An 18750-nucleotide genomic window follows, 5' to 3' on the forward strand; every position below is an offset into this window, starting at 1 on the left:
GACCAACGCCCGGACGTGGAAAATCCGGGTCGTTTTTGGCTGTTGTGGCAGCGGCACGGTGCCCGCTCTTCCCTTAGCGGCGGAATTTGAAGGTCTGCGTCTGGCCGCCAAGTCCGGCAGTGTCTAGCGTGAGCGTTGAGCGGCCTTCGGTGTCAGTGCCGAGGATCGCCCCGGAGCCTTCCACTACGGTGGACCATGTTCCTTCGGGCAGCGTCAACGTGACGCTGGAAGCCTTCTGCGTGGGCTCGCTGACCGCCAGACTAAGCACATTTCCGTGCCTGGAGTAGACAACGCACGCGGGACCCGACGCACCAAGTTCCCCCGCTGTTCCGGCCCTCCAAAAGGTTGCTGCGGTGGTCTTTTCGGTCTTGAATTCCACGGACTGGGCTGTGGCATCGTTGCGGATCACCGTGTGGTTGTTGCCTTTTGCGATCTGCGTTGTTTGGGCGACTGATGCCCCTGGAGCCACAACGTAGGCGTAGCTGCCCGGTGTGCTGCCTACGCCGTGGTCGATATAGAGGGTGGCGAAGTTGCGCTGCTGGACGGTGGTGCTGCCGGCAAGGAGGTTGACCGCCGACCAGCTTCCGGAGCGGCTTTCGCGGAGGACCGTGAGCTGCGAGGCACCGAGGATCGCGTAGCCACCGAACCCTTCCAAGTGGACCCATCGATCGTCGTCCAGAACCACTGCGCTGCCGGCCGATTCGGCGATGGTGCCTGACGCCGTCGTGAGGGCGTTGATTCCTTGGTGGAGATTGCGGTGGTCCACAATGCTTTCCACGCGGGCACCGCTCCTGGTGCTGATGTCGGCGCCAAGGCATACGGCGACGTCCCCGCTGACGAACCAGGACTTCCTGGCCGACAAACCGGTGCCACCGGGACCCACCAGATGCTGTCCGACGGCGGCCACGTCGCCCAGGGCCGCGGAGCCCGTCCACTCGTTTGCGGGGCGAGCCGCGCCCCATTCGCCCTCCACTTTGTCCGGCAAGGGCGTGGTGTCCACGGTGGTGCCGGGCAGCCGGTCGTAGTTGGCGGTGGCCCAATAGGCGTCGTCGTATTGGCCCAGGTCAGCCGTGTAGAAATGTGTCATGCCGGAACCGGTATGGTAGCCGCGGTTGTTTTCGCCGTTGCCGCATTCGTACCAGGCAATGCGGTTACTTGACATGGATAAGGACAGTGCCCAGCCGCTCCCGCGGTGGATGGTACGGTCCATGGCGGGGAAGAGCCGGTGCCCCGGGGCCTCCACGGCCGGCGCAACTCCCGTGGCCTGGAGTTCCTTGACCAGGGCGGTCCTGGGCACGCTGGCCCCTGCAAGAATCGGGCGGTAGGTGTTGCGGGTGATCCATCCGGCGCACAGGCCCCGCCATCTTCTGGCAGCGGCGGGATCCATGGCGCGTGCCAGGAGCAGGATGGCCTCAATCGCGGAAGCCCCGAGGTCGTAGCCGGTGTTGGCCTCTCGGCTGATTGTGCGGCCGCGCACGGCATCCGCCATGGCTCCGTTGATGATGAACGGCGCGTACGAACCCTCGACTGCGTCGAGGAAGATGCTGCGGCTTGGATCGGTGATTTCAAAGGCCGTGCCGCCAAGGAGCGCGAACAGCTTGGACAATCCAGTGAGCAGCACTACCCCATACGAACCTGTGTATGCGGTGGTGCTGTGCTGGATGAAGGAGCCGTCCCTGAAGAATCCGTCTCCGCTAGTGACGTATTGCCATACTTGGCTCAGGCCCTTGATGGCGTGCTGAAGCTTCGCGGTATCTTCCCCGGCCAAGGAGCGGATGATGATTGCCTGGCTAAGGTCGACGCGGTTGGCCCCCACGGACGTGACCTTGGCTCTTGGTGCCATGAACTGCTGCCATGGGTCCGGCACGAAGTGGTCGATGGCTGCGCAGTTGGCAGCGATCTCAGCGGCGGACAGTTCGCCGTGAATCAGGACCAACGTATCGGCCAAGGCCCTTGTCACACCGATTTCCCAGTTCCACCAGTTTCCGGATTCTACTTTCGTATCGTTGTAGGCAACGGCATGCGCGTCCGCCAGCCCCGCTTTGATGTCGGCGAGCACGGAGGCATCCCCGAACACTGTGGCTGTGGGTGTCGCCCAGGCGATGGCGAGCTGCTGCAGACGCTGGTAGGTGGCAACAATTTGGACGTCGTTGGCGAGCGACAGATCGGTGAAAACCGAGGTACGGCCTGCCGCCCGGTTGACCTTGGCCAGCGAAGCTGCGGCCTTGTTGTTCAGCGCGGTGATAGCCGTGGCGAAGTCTGAATCCCCCGCCTGGATCACCGTGCGGCCGGTGATCTGGTCTACCCAGCGGCTCCGCAGCGCGGCGAAGTCCGCGGCGCTCGGCTCTGACGCCGCCCAGGAATTTTGGGCAAACATGGAGCTGACCACGGCCGCGAGGGACAGTGTGCCTGCAGCCTGGAGTACCGTTCGGCGTGAGATCTGTGGTGACACGGAGTTGCTCCTAAGTATTTGTGGTGGACGTGCCTCGGCGCCCTGAACGCCGAGGCACAAATGAGAACTAGGCGGTGATGCCGAGATCTTCGGCGCGGACGCGGAACTCGAGGGGGTAGCCCCGGGAAAGCCGGAGGGCTTCCTGGATGGTGCTGGCTGCCATGCGTTCCAGTTCGTTGCCCAGGGAACCGGCGATGTGCGGGGTCAGCAGCACATTTGGGTGCGTGTAGAAGCCGGAGTCCGGTGGCAGGACCCAAGGGCTGGTGACATCCAGCACGGCATAGAGGTCACCGCGCTCCACCCGCGCCAGCAAGGCGTCTTGGTCGACGAGGTCACCTCGGGAGGTGTTGATGAACGTGGCTCCGGGGCGGAGCCGATCGATCCGGCCGGCGTCAATGAGGTTCTTGGTGGAGGGAAGCGACGGCGCGTGGAGGGACACGACGTCGCTGCTCGCCACGAGCTCGTCCAAGGTGACGAGCTCGACGCCGAGCGCGGCCGCCTTGGCGGCGTCGAGGTAAGGGTCGGCCACCACGACGTCCAGCTCGTACGGAGCCAGCAGGCGGATGACGTGGCGCCCGATCTTGGAAGCACCGATGATCCCGACGCGCTTGCGGTAGTTGCCCATATCGGGGAAGAGCTGTTCCGGCAGGACCTCTGCCCGGGCGGTGTGCAGGGCGCGGGCGATCTGAAGGACGCGCTTGTTGGCCAGGACAATCATGGCTACGGTGTATTCCGCGACCGGAATAGCGTTGGCATCCGCGGCGGAACTGACCTGGACGCCGCGTTCCCAGCATGCGTCCGCGACGTGGTGTTTCACGCTCCCGGCCGCGTGCAGGACGTAGCGCAGGCGCGGTGCCACATCCAGGACGGCGTCGTCAATCATGGGGCAGCCCCAGCCTGTGATGAGGATGTCCGCCTCCGCGAGCAGCGCCTTGCCTTCGGGTGCGTAAAAGTCCTGGATGGGCTCAAGGCTCAGGAGGTTCAGTTCAGGCTCGAGGGTGTCGAGGCTGCGTTCCGGGAACAGGGCCTGGGCGGTGTGGGCCGGCATGGCCAAGGCAACGTTGAGGGTCACTTGACGCTCCCTGCCGTCAGGCCGGACTTCCAGAATCGCTGCAGCATGATGAACGCGAGCAGCAGCGGCACGATGGACAGAAGGGACCCAGTGATTACGAGGGGTGTGAATTCCGGCTGCGGTACGGCGTAGCCCTGCCAGATGGAAATACCGACGCTGACCGGGAGCAGTTGCTGGTCCTGGAGCATCACCAACGGGAGCATGAAGTTGTTCCGGACGCCGACGAACTGGAACAGGGCGATGGTGATGTATCCGGGGAGCATCATGGGCAGGCCGAGTGAGAAGAAGGATCGGATGGCTCCGGCCCCATCCACACGCGCGGCTTCGAGCGTTTCGGCCGGGACGTAGGCCGCGGAGTAAACCCGGGCCAGGTAGACGCCGAAAGGGTTGCAGAGCACGGGGATGAGGACGGCCCAGATGGTGTTGGTGATCCCGAAGACCGATGCCAGCAGATACATGGGCAGGACGGTGGCGGTGTTCGGGATGAGGACGCCCACCAGAACGATACCGAAGAAGGAGTCCTTGCCGCGGAACTGGAACTTGTCGAACGCGTACCCGGCCATGACCGAGATGAGCCCGCCAAAGACGGCTCCGAAAGCCGCGTAGAACATGGAGTTCGCCATCCAGCGGAGGAACACGCCGCCGTCTTGGCTCAGGACCGCGACGACGTTGTCAAAGAAGGCCGGGTGCCCGAAAGCGTAGGCCGCCGTTCCGTAGAGGTCCGCGGTGTTTTTTGTGGAGGCGAAGAAGAGCCACAGCACCGGAAGCACCATGTAGGCGCAACCGAGGATCAGGAGTGCGTTCACGGTGAATGTGCTGGCGAACCCGACTCGGGCGGCCCGGCGTCGTTTCAAAGGTGAAGGCGCAAGCGCAGTTCGGGGCCGGGGGAAGGTGGTGGCGCTCATGCTTTGTTCATCCTTGAGCTGAAGCGGGTGACGGCCCAGGACAGCACGGCGGCCATGAGCGCAATGATGATGGAGGCGGCCGCGGCCTGGTTGAGGTTGTGCCGATTGAAGGCCGCGTCGTAGGCCCACATGTTCGGAACCCATGTGCTGGTGACGGACGCCGTGGCCTTGGAGATGATGGAGGGTTCGGTGAACAGCTGCAGCGTGCCGATCACGGTGAAGAGCATGATGACGCTGAGTGCGGGCAGGATCAGCGGCAGCTTGATGCTGAGGGCCGCACGGATTTCCCCGGCTCCGTCAACACGCGCGGCCTCCAGGACTTCCCGCGGAACCGCCTGCAGCGCCGTGAAGAGCACGATCACGTTGTAGCCCGTCCATTCCCACACGGCGATGTTCACGATCGACGGCAGGATCAGGTGGGCGTCCAGGAAGTTCAGCGAAATGCCGCCGGTTTCGAGGACGGAGACGATGGGACTGACTCCCGGCGTGTACATATAGGCCCAGATGAGCGCGGCGATGACGCCCGGCACGGCATGCGGCAGGAAGACGAACAGTTGGAACAGCTTTCGGGCCCGTGCGACGGCGGCATCCAGTAGGAGGGCGAACGCCACGGCGCCGCCTACCATGCAGGGAATGTACAGAGCGCAGTACAGCGCGAGGCGGCCGATGCCGCCCACGAAAGCCTCGGATTGCAGGACCTGCAGGTAGTTCTCGAGGCCGACAAATGCGGTCTTGGCCTCGCCGAAGCCCAGGCCGGACTTCTGCTGGGCGAAGAAGCTCAGCACGATCGAATAGATGACGGGTGCCACCATCGCCAATGCGAAGACGGCAAAGAACGGGGTAAGGAACAGGGCGGCGGTGCGGCCGCCGGTTCCGGAAAGGCCGCGCGGCTTGCGGATGGTGGAAGTGGGTGCGGCCGCAACGCGGCTGGCCGGTTTTGTGGGTGCTAGGTTCACCATAATGAATCTCCTCGCTGGCGGGGTGGCTTGCCATGAAGCCACCCCGCCGGACGGGCCTACTCCTTGACGGAGAGACCATTCTGCTTGAGTCCGCCCACCGTGGCAGTCTGCGCGATTTCGATGCCCTGCTTGACGGTGCCGCCGGTGGTCAGCTTGCCGAAAGCATCCTTCATGGCGGTGTTGGTGAGGTCCCAGTTCGGTCCCCACTGCCAGCCGCTCTTGACGGAGGCGAAGGCCTTGTCGAAGACGGCGTAGATGTCGTTGCCGAAGTAACTCGCGTCGAACGCGCCCTTCGCCACGGGAGTCAGTCCCGGGAACGCCAGGTAGGCCGAGCCGGCACTGCCGCGAGCCTTGACGGCGTCGGGGTTGGTGGTGAGGAACTCGATGAACTTCGCGGCAGCAGCGGGGTTCTTGCTGCCCTTGGGGATGTTGAAGCTGGAACCGCCCAGGAAACCGTTGGATGGGGTGCCCCAGTTCGGCACCTCGGCCGCGATCCACTGGCCAGCCTGGTTGTTTGCTTTCGTACGCGACTGCAGGCCAGGGGCACTCCAGCTCGCGCCGAGGACACCGACAACGGTGCTGCTGGCCAGATCGGCGGACCATTCGTCGCTGAAGGACTGTTCGACCTTGACGATCTTCTGGTCGATCAACTTCTGCCAGTAGTTGGCCACCTTCTGCGTGGCCTCATCCTTGACGCCGATCTTCCAGCTGTCGCCGTCGGTTGAGAACCACTTGGCACCGGCCTGCCAGGCCAGGCCCGCGGTGACGACCGGATCGTTCGGGTAGAAGCTGGCGAGGTAGGCATTCGGTGCCACTGCCTTGACCTTCTGGCCGGCCTTCTCGAAATCATCCCAGGTCTTGGGAACCTCAACGCCTGCTTTTTCCAGCAGGTCTTTGCGGTACCACATGACCATCGGTGTGGTGTCGTAGGGAAGGGCGTAGGTCTTCCCGCCGAGTTGCACCAGTCCGCGGGCTTGGTCCGAGAGCTTGTCCAGCGTGGCGGACTTGTCGATCAGTCCGTCCAGCGGCTGGAGTTGGCCGTTGCTGACGAACTCGGCCAGCTGCGGGTATTCGATGGTGGCCACGTCGGGACCGTTGCCTGCCGTGATGGCGGTGGACAGCTTGGCGTAACCCCCGCTGGCGCCGTTGGGGACGGTTTCGAAGTTGACCTTGATCTTGTTCTGGCTTGCGTTGAACGCTGCGGCGACCTTGTCCATGCCTGCGAGCGAGGACCAGAACGTGATGGTGCCGGCAGGGTCTTGAGCCGGGGTCGGGGTTGCGGACGGTGTGGTCCCGCAGGACGTGATGAGGGCGGCACTGGCCACGAGGCTGGCCGCTCCGAGCAGAAGCTGGCGACGCTTCATTCTGTTCTCCTTTGAAGTTCACGATGCGAAGTCGTGGTGTGCTTTGAAGCACTTAACTCCCAATGAAACGGTCAGCGAGTAAACATATCAACGGAATGAACAGAATTGAACACTAGAACCGGAGTGAGGTTGTCTTGGCCTCCGTCATCCGGCGGCCCCGACGTCAAGCGCCTGGCTCTGCGTGGAATCGCGGATGTTGAGACTGGGAGAAAGACTAAGTCGCTGCAGCGCCGACACACCCCGTCGTTGGGCCCCGATCCTGTTCAGGCACATCAGCAGCGCTTCATGTCCGACGTCGTATTTCGGCGGTGCCACGGCCGTGAGGGGAACGGCCCCGAGTGCCGCGATTTCGTCGTCGTACGCAATGATCGCCAAGTCCTCGGGGATGCGGACGCGGCGATCCTGGCAGGCGCTGGCAAACTGCAGCGCGTCCTCATCGCTGTGCACGATCGCGGCCGTCACGTGCGACTCGGCGCACCAGTCGAGGATCCCGTCCAACACCAGGCGGTGCGCCTGTGGATCGTTCAGCGCGCGGGACACGGGGCGCACCATGGTGGGGTCCTGCGGCGTCCCGGCCCGCCGCATGGCGAGGTGGTAGCCCTCGATGACCTGCGAGGCCGTGGGAGTCTTCTCCCGAACGCACAGCGCAATCCTTCTGTGGCCGATGGACAGGAGATGGTTGACCGCAATCTCCGCCCCGCGCACATGGTCGCTGCGTACGGATTCCAGCCGGCTTTCGTCCAAAATATCCTCTATGGAGCGTTCGACGACGACCACCGGCACCGTGGCCTCAGCCAACAACGCGAGGGTTTCAGTCCCGGCCAATGAAACCTCGCAGGGCGTAACCAGGATGCCGTCAACGCCGTGCTCGAACAGACGGCGGAGCTGTCGTCGCTCTTCGGCGCCCGAGTAGTTGGAAACCCCCAGAACCAGCTGCACGCCCGCTTCATGCGCGGCGGCCTCAGCGCCCCGGATAACCCCCGGAAAATAGTACGACGCCGACGGGACGATCATGCCGATCGTCGCCAGCGGGCGGCTCCCGCCCGGCCGCCCCGACAACGGAGGAACGCCCCCAGGAGCCGAAGGTCCCCGGCGGATCATGCCGGTAGCGCCACGTCTGGCGCTTTCCATGGCGGACCCGGCAACCGGGACGGCACCACCTCGGACGCGTTGCAGAAGCCCCTGCTCCGCGAGCACCGCCAAATCACGACGGACCGTCATCCCTGACGTTCCCATTCTTGCCGCGAAATCCTCAACGCTCAGGGAGCCATGAAAAGCCAACTCCTTCAGAATCTGCAGGTGCCGGTCCTCGGGCAGCATGAGCGTCTCCCATCAAGTTCACTTGTGTTTGATTTGTTCAGTATGAACTAGAGCGGACGCGGGCTTCGAAAGTCAAGGAGAAGAAGGACCGCAAACCTCGGTCGCGGGATGTGTGCATTGTTGTTCAAATGACCTACCAATGCTTGACCCCAGGTTCCTCAGGGACTTCTCCTTGAATCAAGGCACTTTCATCGGAGGAGAAGAATTGATAGTGAAGTGGGCGAAAAGCTCAGCGGCGGCCGCTTTGTTGGTGAGAACTTCGTGAAGGCGAAGGTTGCGTTTTCTACGCTCGGCTGCCCTGAAGCGTCTCTCCAGGAGATTCTGGACATTGCGGCCACCTACGGGGTTCAAGGGCTCGAACTCCGTTCCATGGCAGGACAAGCAGTGCATCCTGGCTTATCCCGTGAAGAGCGCGGCTGGATCCGTAGGCGGATCGACGCGGCAGGGTTGCACGTCGTCTGCGTAGCTACGTACGTACGTGTAGGCAATCCGGGGCAGAGCGACGACCACGTACTCGGCGAGCTTGAGGCTCAGATGCTTCTCGCTCGTGACTTGGGAGCGGCAGGGGTCCGCGTTTTTCCGGGCGGAGCTGGCCCGGATTCGGATGCCCGCATCGCAAGGCGGCTCGCGGCGGCCACCCGCTCCGCACCTGATATCCGAATTTATCTAGAAACGCATGACTCGCATCCTCGAGGAAGCGACGTCCGGCGGGTCATGACCCTTTTGGAAGAGATATGCCCCGGTCATGGCGTCCAAATCATCTGGGACGTTCTCCACCCGGCCACTGCCGGTGAGCTGCCCGCGACGACGTTCGAAGCCATCGGCCCGTGGTTTGGCTATGCGCAACTCAAAGATGCCAACCTGGACGGACGGTTACGGCTCCTCGGTGAGGGCGATATTCCGCTGCACGAAATCCTCGCTCTCCTCGAAGACCGAACCGAGTGGCTTTCATTGGAGTGGGAGCGCCCGTGGCATCCCGAGCTCCCGGAACTGGCCGTGGCCTTGGCCGGAATGAGGCAGTGGTTTGAAAAACTGACGGGGCCTCAAGCAAAAGGCCATTTCGTGCATCCGCTGGAGGATGACCGGAACATGGGTTGACCCGACATAGCTGTCAAAGCCCGGGCCCGCTTCGTGGTCCGCCAGCCGCGTCCGGCAGCGAGCCCAATGCCACCAACGCGCCGGAACATGCCACGATTGAAAACCGACAATTAATCTGTTCTTGACAAATAAAATGTTCGGTAGAAAACTGAGACCAGAGGCTGCAGGCGGCCACCCCACCACTCGACAAGGAGACCGACATGTCCAGAACCACCTCGATCGCACCTAGTGACCAGCCAGTCACGACGAGCCGTCGCGCGCTGTGGCTGCCGGGTCGCAGCATCATCGGCTAACCAGCCTCCTCAGCTGACCCTCACTCAGCCCACCAAGACCTCACCGCGACCACAGCTAGAGCGGCGAGTATGACAACCGATCACAACACACCAAAGGAAAGCGTCATGCGCACTCTGATCAGCACCGCATTTATCTCCCTCGACGGCATCGTGGACAGCCCGGGCGGCGAACCCGGCTACCGCAATTCCGGATGGACCTTCAAGGACATCGAATTCGTCCCCGAGGCATTCGAGATCAAAGAGCGGGAGCAACGGGAATCCACCGCGATCCTGATGGGCAGGGTCAGCTACGAGGCATTCAGTCCTGTATGGCCGGACATGGCCGAGTTCGCACACTACAAGACCATGCCGAAATACGTCGTCTCCACGACCCTCACCGACGACCAACTCGTCTCCAACTGGGGCGAGACGACCATCCTGCGCTCACTCGAGGAGGTCGCCGCCCTCAAAGAGACCGAGGGCGGCCCGATCATCATCCACGGCAGCGCACAGCTGAACAACGGACTCTCGGACGCCGGACTCATCGACCGCTACCACCTCCTCGTTTTCCCGCTGCTCCTCGGCGCCGGCAAGAGACTGTTCAGCACTACCGACAAGGACACCCAGAGGCTGAAGCTCATCGAGCAGGACGCCTACAGCAACGGCCTGCAGAAACAGGTCTTCAACGTCATCCGCTAAGAGAACTCCGGTTATCTAGAGACCATCTAGGCGCCGCTGTCCAGATCCTGCTCGGACGCTATCTGTCCAGGAGGTAGCGGCCATGCAGGATCTCACACCTCTTGACGCTGGACATCCGGCACCATCTCCCACAGCAAATCCTTGCGCCCACCTGACCACCGAGCAGGCCGCATCTCGACCAATAATCCGGGCCAGTCCGGCCCGATCCGACGGCAAAGTGCGCACTTGTGCACGCCTGTTCGACGACCCGTAGCAATGGCTGATGGGCGCCCCTTTCACAAGTAATGACACGCCCGAGGCGTCACTACATCCCGTAGGCTCGGCGGGCTTATCGCCAGAAACTACGGCTTCAAGCCCCGGAGTCGACAGCGTTGAGCCTGGTGTCTTGGCCGTGAAGCACGTTCAGGCGGTAGTCTCGGGGGCTGTAGGCGTATGCATCTTTGAAAATGCGGGAAAAGTGCGCAGGGTTATAGAAGCCCCAACGTTCAGCCACTGCCCGAATAGATTCTGCTTGTCCGAGGGGGTCAGCGAGATCACGACGGCACATTTCCAACCGGCGTTCACGCATCCATGTCGAGACAGTTGTCCCTTGCTCTCGGAAGAGCACCTGAAGATGTCGGGTTGAAATAAAGTGGGCCGATGCGATCTGGTCTAGTCCTAGCTCCGGGTCAGAGAGTTGGGAGATGATGTAGTCCCGGATCCGCATCGTCAATTCCAGATGGGCATCGGAGCGGTGCGGTACTACGACTCCTAGCTTCTCTGAGAATGCCGCCGAAACTAGCTCCACCAGGGAGTGCGCCATGCTCAGGCCCAGGCTGCTTTGAAACGCCTCCAAGTTATCGGCGACACCGACCAGGAAGTGCGCGACGATGGCACCTAGACCATTTTGACCCGAGATTCCCAGGCCTGCGATCTCCGCGAGTGCCCGGGGCGGCAAGTTGATCAGCTGTTGTGGGAACATGACCACAAGAGTTTGTGAATCGTCCGGAAATGTCCTCCGGTACGGGAACGTGGAGTCGTAAACGGCGAAGTCATTCGGCTGCAGTGTTGCCGTGTTGCCGTTTTGTTCGATGGTGCTGGTGCCCTTCAGTTGAAGGGAGATTGAGTAAAAGGGGTCCGCGTTTCCTTGCGCAAGGCGGCGTGTGCGTTCGAGCCTGTGCCTGGTTGCAGTGATGTTGAAGAGCCGGATCCCGTTAACCGTGACGCCTTGGATCGTGGCGTGGAAGCCGTCCACATCGTCGGTGTCAATGGTTAGTGGGAGCAGCCTGGACGCCACCGTCTGTCGCCATTCGTTGAGATCACGGATTTCGCTGCTGGTGATCTTTGCTGCTGCCAATTTGGGTTCTTTCGTATCGGGACAGTAACTGACTATTACTCCCAACGGAGTCTTGATTCGATAGAGGCCACATGGAGCGGACCAATGCATTCTACGGGTTTCGCTGGTTCCTAGGCCGGTCCCGCGAAATCGCGGATACCGCGACGAAGAACACCGCCGTTCTTGGGGTTCGTTGGCGCAACCGCGAACCTTGGTCCAGGATTCTTCCGGCATGCACCCGATCAGTTCCGGTTGCCATCCCCTTGGATGTTTGCGAATCGCCCCCAAGGCGTTTCCGAGAACGCCGAAGAAACCTTCACGTGTTCAACAAATGTCATGCAAGGTTGCTCAAGGCCTGCGTCTACGTTCACTCCGGACAGCGCTTCTCTTTCGGTCCGGCCCGATCGAAGGAGGGGCGCGAAGAACGCGGCGAGTTCCGCCGTCGCGGTCAGGGGCAGGACGTTCGCGACGTACTGGTCGGGCCGAACGACCACCACGACGCCGCCGCGGTCCAGTCCGCGCAGCTCGAAGATGTCTGCCGAGGGGTCGGTGCCGTAGACGTTCTCGAGGTACGTGAGCTTGAACGGTCCGACCTGGGGCTTGAATGCCGCCGGCACGGCCCCGATGTCGACGCCTGTGTGCTCCTGCTGGTAGATCACCTTCACGTCGAACCACGCGTCCCGGTCGGCGCCCGACGGCGTTGCGGCCAGCGGCGAGTCCGGCGAGTTCGCGATCCACCCGGCAAAGTCCGCGACGGGCGAGAGCCCCTCTTGTGCCGTGCCGGCTTCGCTTGCGTCCGCGAAGACGTAGATGCGCCACCGTCCGTCGGCCTTGGCCTGGTGGCCGAGCTGGACCGGGTTGGTATCGCAGACGCGCACCACGGGCGCGGACTTGAAACGCTTGCCGATGATGAATCCCGCGGCCAGGTCCTGGTGTATCGGCTCGGCGATAAGGGCTGAGGGGGCGTAGTGGGTCATGAAGCCGGCAGGGAACTCCGCGGTGCTCACGTAGAAGTTCTCCAGCTCGGTGGGGTCCTCGAACTCCTCGGGTTTCTTCGCCATGAGCGTGGACCACTCTTTGTCGAAGTCGATGAGGTTCTTGGCAACGACCTGGCGCTCGGCCGAGTACGTGGACAACAGGCTCTCCGGGCTGCGGCCTTCGAGCACGTGTCCGAGCTTCCAGGCCAGGTTGAAGCCGTCCTGCATGGAGACGTTCATGCCCTGGCCGGCCTTGGCGCTGTGGGTGTGGCACGCGTCGCCGGCGATGAACACGCGCGGTGTGCGGGTGCCGCGCTCCTCCGGCAGGACGTCGTCGAACCTGTCCGTGAGGCGGTGGCCCACCTCGTACACGCTGTGCCAGGCGACGTCGCGCACATCGAGCGTGTAGGGGCGGAGGATGTCGTTGGCCTTGGCGATGATCTCCTCGATGGTGGTGTTCCGCACGGAGCGGTTGTCGTTCCGGTCCACCTCGCCGAGGTCGACGTACATGCGGAAAAGATGCCCGCCCTCGCGCGGGATCAACAGGATGCTGCCGCCCGTGCCGGACTGGATCGCGCACTTCGTGCGGATGTCGGGGAAGTCCGTGACGGCAAGGACGTCCATGACGCCCCAGGCGTGGTTGGCCTGGTCGCCGGCGAGCGTGCAGCCGATCGACTCCCGCACCTTGCTCCGCGCCCCATCCGCCCCGACGACGTACTTGGCCCGGACAACGCGCTCCCGGCCCTCGTCCGGTCCGGCCGTGTGGTGGAGCGTGACGGTGACGGGGTAGTCGCCCTCGCCGGCGACCTCGAGGCCGCGGAACTCGTATCCGTAGTCGGGGGCCATGCGGGCAGGGGAGTTCGCCATGAACTCGGCGAAGTAGTCCAGCACGCGCGCCTGGTTGACGATCAGGTGCGGGAATTCGCTGATGTCCCCGGTCGGATCGTCCAGGGCGCGGGCGGTCCGGATGATGCGCGAGGGGTCCGCGGGGTCCGGCTTCCAGAACGCCATCTCGGTGATCCGGTACGCCTCGGCAATGATCCGCTCGGCGAAACCGAAAGCCTGGAACGTCTCCACGCTCCGGGCCTGGATACCGTCGGCCTGGCCGATCGCGAGCCTCCCGGCGCGGCGCTCCACAATCCGGGTTGTGACACCCGGGAACTGCGACAACTGCGCGGCGGCGAGCATCCCGGCGGGCCCGCTGCCCACGATGAGCACGTCGACCTCCTCCGGAAGGTCCACGGGCCTGTTGACGCCGACACCGGCGGCCGGCTGGACCCGCGGGTCACCGGACACATAACCATGATGGTGGAACTGCATGGGCTTTCCTCACTTCGTCGTGTGGTTGTTCATCGCCACCCTTTGTGGTTGGGTACTCGGCAATTCAACACGGTATTCAATAACCAATGCGTGGTTCAGATCCGTCCGCTGCCTAGAAGGACCATGCAGTGCGGATTGCCCGAGGTCTTACGTGACGGACTGCCTTCGGTCATAGACTTTCTTGCCTTCAAAGTACGTTGCTTCGACTCTTGTCGCATGAATCTCATGCGCGTCGATTGCGAAGATGTTTTGATCCAACAGGATGAAGTCGGCGGACAGTCCGGGTTTGATCGAACCCGTTACCGCGCCCAGACCCATGGCGGCTGCCGGGTTTCTAGTGAATGCGGCTATGGCATCACTAACAGTCAGCTTCTGTGAGGGGTTGAGTTCGCCAGCTACAGTCGGGTCAATGTTGGCCCTGGTCACAAGTGTTTGAATTCCGATCCATGGGTCCGGAGAAGGCAGTACGCACGGCCAGTCGGAGCCGGCTGCAAGAAGCGCCCCGGAATCAATCAAGTCCTTTGTGGCCCAGCTTGCATTCACAGTCTCAGCGGGGATTTGGTTCCCGATGCTTTCCTGAATGACGCCTGGGTACCAAATATACGGAGAGGCATCAGGTATTACTCCCAGCGCCGCAAATCGTGGAACGTCCGCCGCGTCCACGAACTCGACATGCGCGATCTGGAACACCGGACCCGGCCCGCGCCTTTCGCGCATGATTTCGATTGCGTCGAGCGCCAGCCGAACGGACGCGTCGCCCGTGGCGTGAAGTTTTCCGCTCAGGCCGCGGTCGTAGCAGAGCTCAATGGCTTCGAGGAGCTCTTCAAGGGTCCAGTACGAGGAACCGACGTAACCCGGGTCTTGCTGGTCATGGCAAACATAAGGCCGCAGCATCGCTGTGGTCCGCGTCATCGGAACGCCATCGAGCACAAACTTGACGAAATCCGGGCGCAGATGTTCACTCCTGTATCCGGCGGCAATTCCGAAGAGCTCTTCGCCGACATACCCGGATTCGATAAAGGGGCGCGCAGGCATGGACCCTACAACCCAGGCAGACATCTCACCACTGGTTTCGATGGCCGAAAGCGCCTTCCAGGAATACTCCATGGTCGCGGCGTCTTGAACCGCCGTGATCCCGAAGGAGTTCACGACCTCGAGGGCCTTTTTCAGTGACGCAATGTTGCGAGAGTCGGGATCCGCGATCGAAGAATCAAATGCTGCCTCGGCGTTTGCCGAGGCGAGTTCATGCAGGACCCCGGTAAGCCGACCCGTGGTGTCGCGAACATAGCTTCCGCCTTCAAGATCCGCAGTGTCACCGGTAACTCGCATCAGATCGAGTGCGCGCGTGTTCACCCAGCGGTTGTGCATCGAGTCGTCTCGCAGGAGTACGGGTCTTCCGCCGGCCGCTTCATCGAGCGATGCCAGGTCGTCTACGTTCATCACGGCGTCCATGACGGTGCTGCCGACAATGCCACCGACAATCCACTCATCGGGCCCCAAATTTGCAGACCAGCCCTTGATCTTCTCGAAGATTACCTCTTTCGAGTCGGTGGGCAGAATGGGAAGCTCCCATGCTGCCTGACTACCGCCGAGGCCCAGATGAATATGTCCATCACTCAGGCCTGGTAGAACAAGTTTTCCGCCGGTGTCGAGAACGGTCGTTGTATCAACTGCAAACCCGCGGATTTCGGCCTCTGAGCCGACCGCGACTATCTTTCCGTTCTGCACCGCAAAGGCTTCAACCCACTCAATTTGGGGGTCTGCTGTATAGACCGGGCCCCCGACCACGATGAGCTCAGGGGAAAGGACATCGTTCACGATTCTCTCCTTGGGATTTGATGCGCTTGAACACTGGGTTTTCATTGCCCAGTGTCCTCTGCAAGGTTGCAGGTAGTCTTCGCCTCACGCGCACAGGAGTATTCGCAGGGCGCACAGATATTGCAGCCCGGGCATTGGCGGGCAGAGGTTGGATCTCCCGGCTATCGGTTCGGTGGCTTGGAAATCCCCCGGACGATCCAGTGACAGCCGCGATCGATGAGTGCTCCTATATTTCCCGGTGCAGGATCGCGAGGGCCCGTAGTGAACTCCGCCCGGGCAGCTTTAGTCAACTTCTCTGCGCGCAAAGAAAAGTGCGAGATATAGGTCACATCTACATTAGGTCTATTCGACGAACAACCATTCCTCATTGAAAGCCACCTCCAATGACAAGTCTCATCAAAACCCCTGGAGCCGCAGTGTCGACCTCAAGCCGAGGGACATACACGTACATCGCCGCATACAGCGCCGTGCTTTACACCGTACTCCTCATTGCCCCCGTGATCGCAGGCAAGTTGATAACTCAGTTCGCACTGTCGCCAGTGCAGGTGGGGGCCCTGTTCTCCCTCGAACTAGGCGCCTTCAGCTTGGCAACGGTCCCCGCCTACCTCTGGCTCAATCGCGTAAACCTGCGGACGGCCACCTACGTTTTCACTACTATCGTAATAGCCGGCAACGTCGTGTCCGGATTGCTTGATGACTTCGGCCTGCTGATGGCTACACGCGTGGTTACATCGCTCGCGGCAGGGTCCATTACGGTGATTATTCTTACGTTGAGCGGCAAAACCGCCAACCCGAGCAGAGCGTTTGGCGTTTTCGTCGTGTGCCAACTGGCTATGGGTGCACTGATCCTGGCCGTCTTTCCGGCATTGTTCTCTCAGGCGCCTGTGTCAGCTATCTACTGGACGCTAGCCGGGCTCGACGTTCTCTGTCTACTGGTGGTCAATGGCATCGACGGAAACGCGCTAAGACAGTCGATTCCCCGGGACCACACCCGCGCTAGGGTTCCTGCGGTCAGATTTGCATTGGGCCTGGCCGCGGTCCTGTTGTTCTATGTTGCACTCAGCGGCGTGTGGTCCTTTATCGCACAGATTTCTGCGGGTGCTGGAATCGATCTATCTTCGAGCAGCCTTGTTCTGTCACTCGCCACGGTCGCGGGTATCGTGTCCGCATTGACGGCGACGATTCTCGGCGACACCCCACAAAGGAAGCTCTACCTCATCGCGGGATACGCGGTCATGTCGATAAGCGTCGCTTTGCTCTTTGGAACACCAGGGCTGGCGCGTTTCGCAATGGCCGCCGTCATCTTTAAGTTCGCTTGGACCTTCATCCTGCCCTACCTGCTATCCACGCTTGCTGATCTTTCCGGCGGTGGCCACATCATGAACACAACCAACCTCATGATCGGCGCCGGTTTTGCCATCGGGCCAGTGGTCAGCGGAGCTTTAATCCAGTCCGCCGGGGGCGCGTTTACAGGCATGCTCATGCTCGGCGTAGTCGGTGTGTTGACCTCCTTGGTCTGCATTTTGACAGCACAGCGAAAAGTAGTGCACGCCTGATTCCCGTACGACCAAAAATACCGTAGGCCCCACAGCGCTGCGGAACCCCCGACAATTCAAAGGATAAGAACATGACCTCGATGCTTCCGGGAATGAGCGCGGATGCAGAACTCCCACTGAAGGATTCGGTTGAGAAGGCGATTTCCGCAGTCTCTCGATGGATGGAAGAGTACGGGGACTTCAAGCCGCACCCAACGATGGACGTTAAGGCCGACCTCCTCGCTGCCGTCCACGATGATCTGATCAACAGGCTCCGTGATAACTATCCATTTTTTCATCCTCGTTACATCGGGCAGATGCTCAAACCGCCTCACCCCGCGGCGGTCGTGGCCTACGTCACTGCGATGTTGATTAACCCGAACAACCATGCCCTCGACGGCGGTCCGGCAACGGCCCGAATGGAGAAGGAGGTTGTCGCACAACTAGCCGAAATGTTCGGTTATGAAGAGCACCTCGGGCACCTGACCAGCAGCGGAACGATTGCCAATCTCGAGGCACTCTTTATCGCGCGCGAAATCCACCCGCGCAAGGGCATCGCTTATAGCGCTGATGCTCACTACACACACAGCCGCATGAGCCACCTTCTGGGCATGACCAGCCACTCAGTGCCCGCCGATGCCGCCGGCAAAATGGATCTGGAAGCCTTGGAGACGATTCTGTCCACTGGAACGGTCGGAACAGTTGTCATGACAGCCGGGACAACCGGACTCGGGGCAATTGACCCCATCGATCTGGCACTGCCAATCTGCGAAAGGTACGGGGTGCGGGTGCATGTGGATGCCGCCTATGGAGGGTTCTTCAGGATAATCGCCGACGACTCCGTTGACGGCGTGGCCCGCGCTCCCTTTGAAGCCATCGCTCACGCCGATTCCGTTGTTATCGATCCACACAAGCATGGCCTGCAACCATATGGATGCGGGGCAGTAATCTTCCGTGATCCAAGTGTGCAACGCCACTATGTACATGATTCGCCCTACACCTATTTCACTTCTGAGGATCTTCACCTTGGCGAGATTTCCATCGAATGTTCGCGTTCGGGAGCAGCCGCCGCAGCACTGTGGATGACTTTTCGGCTCCTCCCGCCGACAGAAGAGGGGCTCGGCCAAGTCCTGCGCGCGGGGAGACGCGCGACCGTTGCCTGGGCAGAGCGAATTAGAGCGTCCGAGGAACTTATCCTCTTCCAGGAGCCGGAACTGGATATCCTGACCTATCTACCCGCCGAATCTACGTTGTCAGAAATCGATCGAGTCTCCGGCCATGTCTTGCAGGCCGGAATCGCACTTCCGCCAAGCGAGGCCCTGTATGTTGCTACCTATGACGTTTCGGCTGCAGACATGGCGCTTCGGGGCTTCAGCTTGGAGGCGGACATCGAACGAGGCCGCATCCTACGCAGTGTTCTCATGAAACCAGAGACTGAGGACATCGTCGAAGAACTCAACGAACGTGTCGAGAACCTGGTACGTTCAGCGCACGACAGATCGTGACACTAAGACACGGGACCGTCGGTGGCTTAGACAGCTGCTTGGGCGGGCTGCACTTCGGCCCCTCATGCCCAGCCCTGCTCCGCTGCCGGAACGGACTCCGAGCCCGACAGACACGCCCGGGCATGTTGGCGGAGGCTCG

At 61.7% G+C, this 18750-nt stretch carries 13 protein-coding genes; 4 read left to right on the forward strand and 9 right to left on the reverse strand.

Annotated features, from left to right (window positions below; genetic code table 11):
- Nucleotides 1–73: 73 nt before the first annotated feature.
- The 6 genes from ACFVTG_RS11050 to ACFVTG_RS11075 form a co-directional block, all read right to left on the reverse strand.
- Nucleotides 74–2452, reverse strand: a complete 2379-nt coding sequence (locus tag ACFVTG_RS11050) for a polysaccharide lyase 8 family protein (protein ID WP_390280340.1) — start codon at nucleotides 2450–2452, stop codon at nucleotides 74–76.
- A gap of 67 nt (nucleotides 2453–2519) precedes the next feature.
- Complete coding sequence (locus tag ACFVTG_RS11055) at nucleotides 2520–3524, reverse strand: hydroxyacid dehydrogenase (RefSeq protein WP_390280342.1); 1005 nt, start codon at nucleotides 3522–3524, stop codon at nucleotides 2520–2522.
- On the reverse strand, nucleotides 3521–4429 hold the full coding sequence (locus ACFVTG_RS11060; protein ID WP_390280344.1) for a carbohydrate ABC transporter permease: 909 nt from the start codon (nucleotides 4427–4429) through the stop codon (nucleotides 3521–3523). Before ACFVTG_RS11060 ends, ACFVTG_RS11055 begins: the two co-directional genes overlap by 4 nt.
- Nucleotides 4426–5388 (reverse strand): sugar ABC transporter permease, encoded by a 963-nt coding sequence (locus tag ACFVTG_RS11065; RefSeq protein WP_284752581.1) that lies wholly within the window; start codon nucleotides 5386–5388, stop codon nucleotides 4426–4428. Before ACFVTG_RS11065 ends, ACFVTG_RS11060 begins: the two co-directional genes overlap by 4 nt.
- Before the next feature lie 56 nt (nucleotides 5389–5444).
- A complete protein-coding gene (locus tag ACFVTG_RS11070; RefSeq protein WP_390280346.1) occupies nucleotides 5445–6752 on the reverse strand; it encodes an ABC transporter substrate-binding protein in 1308 nt (435 codons plus the stop codon).
- Between the two features lie 144 nt (nucleotides 6753–6896).
- Nucleotides 6897–8072, reverse strand: a complete 1176-nt coding sequence (locus ACFVTG_RS11075; RefSeq protein WP_390280348.1) for a substrate-binding domain-containing protein — start codon at nucleotides 8070–8072, stop codon at nucleotides 6897–6899.
- A gap of 216 nt (nucleotides 8073–8288) precedes the next feature.
- On the opposite strand from ACFVTG_RS11075, the gene ACFVTG_RS11080 reads away from it, so the two are divergent.
- A complete protein-coding gene (locus ACFVTG_RS11080) occupies nucleotides 8289–9170 on the forward strand; it encodes a sugar phosphate isomerase/epimerase family protein (protein ID WP_390280350.1) in 882 nt (293 codons plus the stop codon).
- Between the two features lie 398 nt (nucleotides 9171–9568).
- Nucleotides 9569–10141 (forward strand): dihydrofolate reductase family protein, encoded by a 573-nt coding sequence (locus tag ACFVTG_RS11085; protein WP_390280351.1) that lies wholly within the window; start codon nucleotides 9569–9571, stop codon nucleotides 10139–10141.
- 349 nt (nucleotides 10142–10490) lie between these two features.
- Here ACFVTG_RS11085 and ACFVTG_RS11090 read toward each other — a convergent pair whose 3' ends face one another.
- From ACFVTG_RS11090 to ACFVTG_RS11100, 3 genes are all read right to left on the reverse strand, one after another.
- On the reverse strand, nucleotides 10491–11477 hold the full coding sequence (locus ACFVTG_RS11090) for a helix-turn-helix domain-containing protein (RefSeq protein ID WP_390280353.1): 987 nt from the start codon (nucleotides 11475–11477) through the stop codon (nucleotides 10491–10493).
- Nucleotides 11478–11698: 221 nt separating this feature from the next.
- Nucleotides 11699–13753 carry an FAD-binding monooxygenase gene (locus tag ACFVTG_RS11095; protein ID WP_390280355.1) on the reverse strand — a complete coding sequence of 685 codons (2055 nt, stop codon included), beginning with the start codon at nucleotides 13751–13753 and terminating at the stop codon, nucleotides 11699–11701.
- A 147-nt stretch (nucleotides 13754–13900) separates the two neighbouring features.
- The gene (locus ACFVTG_RS11100) at nucleotides 13901–15571 is read right to left on the reverse strand and encodes an amidohydrolase (protein WP_390280357.1); all 1671 of its coding nucleotides are present in this window, start codon (nucleotides 15569–15571) and stop codon (nucleotides 13901–13903) included.
- Between the two features lie 383 nt (nucleotides 15572–15954).
- Between ACFVTG_RS11100 and ACFVTG_RS11105 the strand changes: the two genes are divergently transcribed.
- Both ACFVTG_RS11105 and ACFVTG_RS11110 read left to right on the forward strand, forming a co-directional pair.
- On the forward strand, nucleotides 15955–17127 hold the full coding sequence (locus ACFVTG_RS11105; protein ID WP_390280359.1) for an MFS transporter: 1173 nt from the start codon (nucleotides 15955–15957) through the stop codon (nucleotides 17125–17127).
- A 71-nt stretch (nucleotides 17128–17198) separates the two neighbouring features.
- Nucleotides 17199–18611, forward strand: coding sequence for a pyridoxal phosphate-dependent decarboxylase family protein (locus ACFVTG_RS11110; RefSeq protein ID WP_390280361.1), 1413 nt, complete (start codon nucleotides 17199–17201; stop codon nucleotides 18609–18611).
- Nucleotides 18612–18750: the final 139 nt, after the last annotated feature.

Origin of the sequence: Arthrobacter sp. NPDC058127, from assembly GCF_042884555.1 — a bacterium.
In the GTDB taxonomy this organism is placed as follows: Bacteria; Actinomycetota; Actinomycetes; order Actinomycetales; family Micrococcaceae; genus Arthrobacter.

Excerpts from the sequence above, each read along its gene's own strand:
- ACFVTG_RS11060 (WP_390280344.1), bottom strand. The coding sequence starts at position 4,429 with ATGAGCGCCACCACCTTCCCCCGGCCCCGAACTGCGCTTGCGCCTTCA.
- ACFVTG_RS11095 (WP_390280355.1), bottom strand. The coding sequence starts at position 13,753 with ATGCAGTTCCACCATCATGGTTATGTGTCCGGTGACCCGCGGGTCCAG.
- ACFVTG_RS11085 (WP_390280351.1), top strand. The coding sequence starts at position 9,569 with ATGCGCACTCTGATCAGCACCGCATTTATCTCCCTCGACGGCATCGTG.
- ACFVTG_RS11070 (WP_390280346.1), bottom strand. The coding sequence starts at position 6,752 with ATGAAGCGTCGCCAGCTTCTGCTCGGAGCGGCCAGCCTCGTGGCCAGT.
- ACFVTG_RS11105 (WP_390280359.1), top strand. The coding sequence starts at position 15,955 with ATGACAAGTCTCATCAAAACCCCTGGAGCCGCAGTGTCGACCTCAAGC.
- ACFVTG_RS11075 (WP_390280348.1), bottom strand. The coding sequence starts at position 8,072 with ATGCTGCCCGAGGACCGGCACCTGCAGATTCTGAAGGAGTTGGCTTTT.
- ACFVTG_RS11110 (WP_390280361.1), top strand. The coding sequence starts at position 17,199 with ATGACCTCGATGCTTCCGGGAATGAGCGCGGATGCAGAACTCCCACTG.
- ACFVTG_RS11065 (WP_284752581.1), bottom strand. The coding sequence starts at position 5,388 with ATGGTGAACCTAGCACCCACAAAACCGGCCAGCCGCGTTGCGGCCGCA.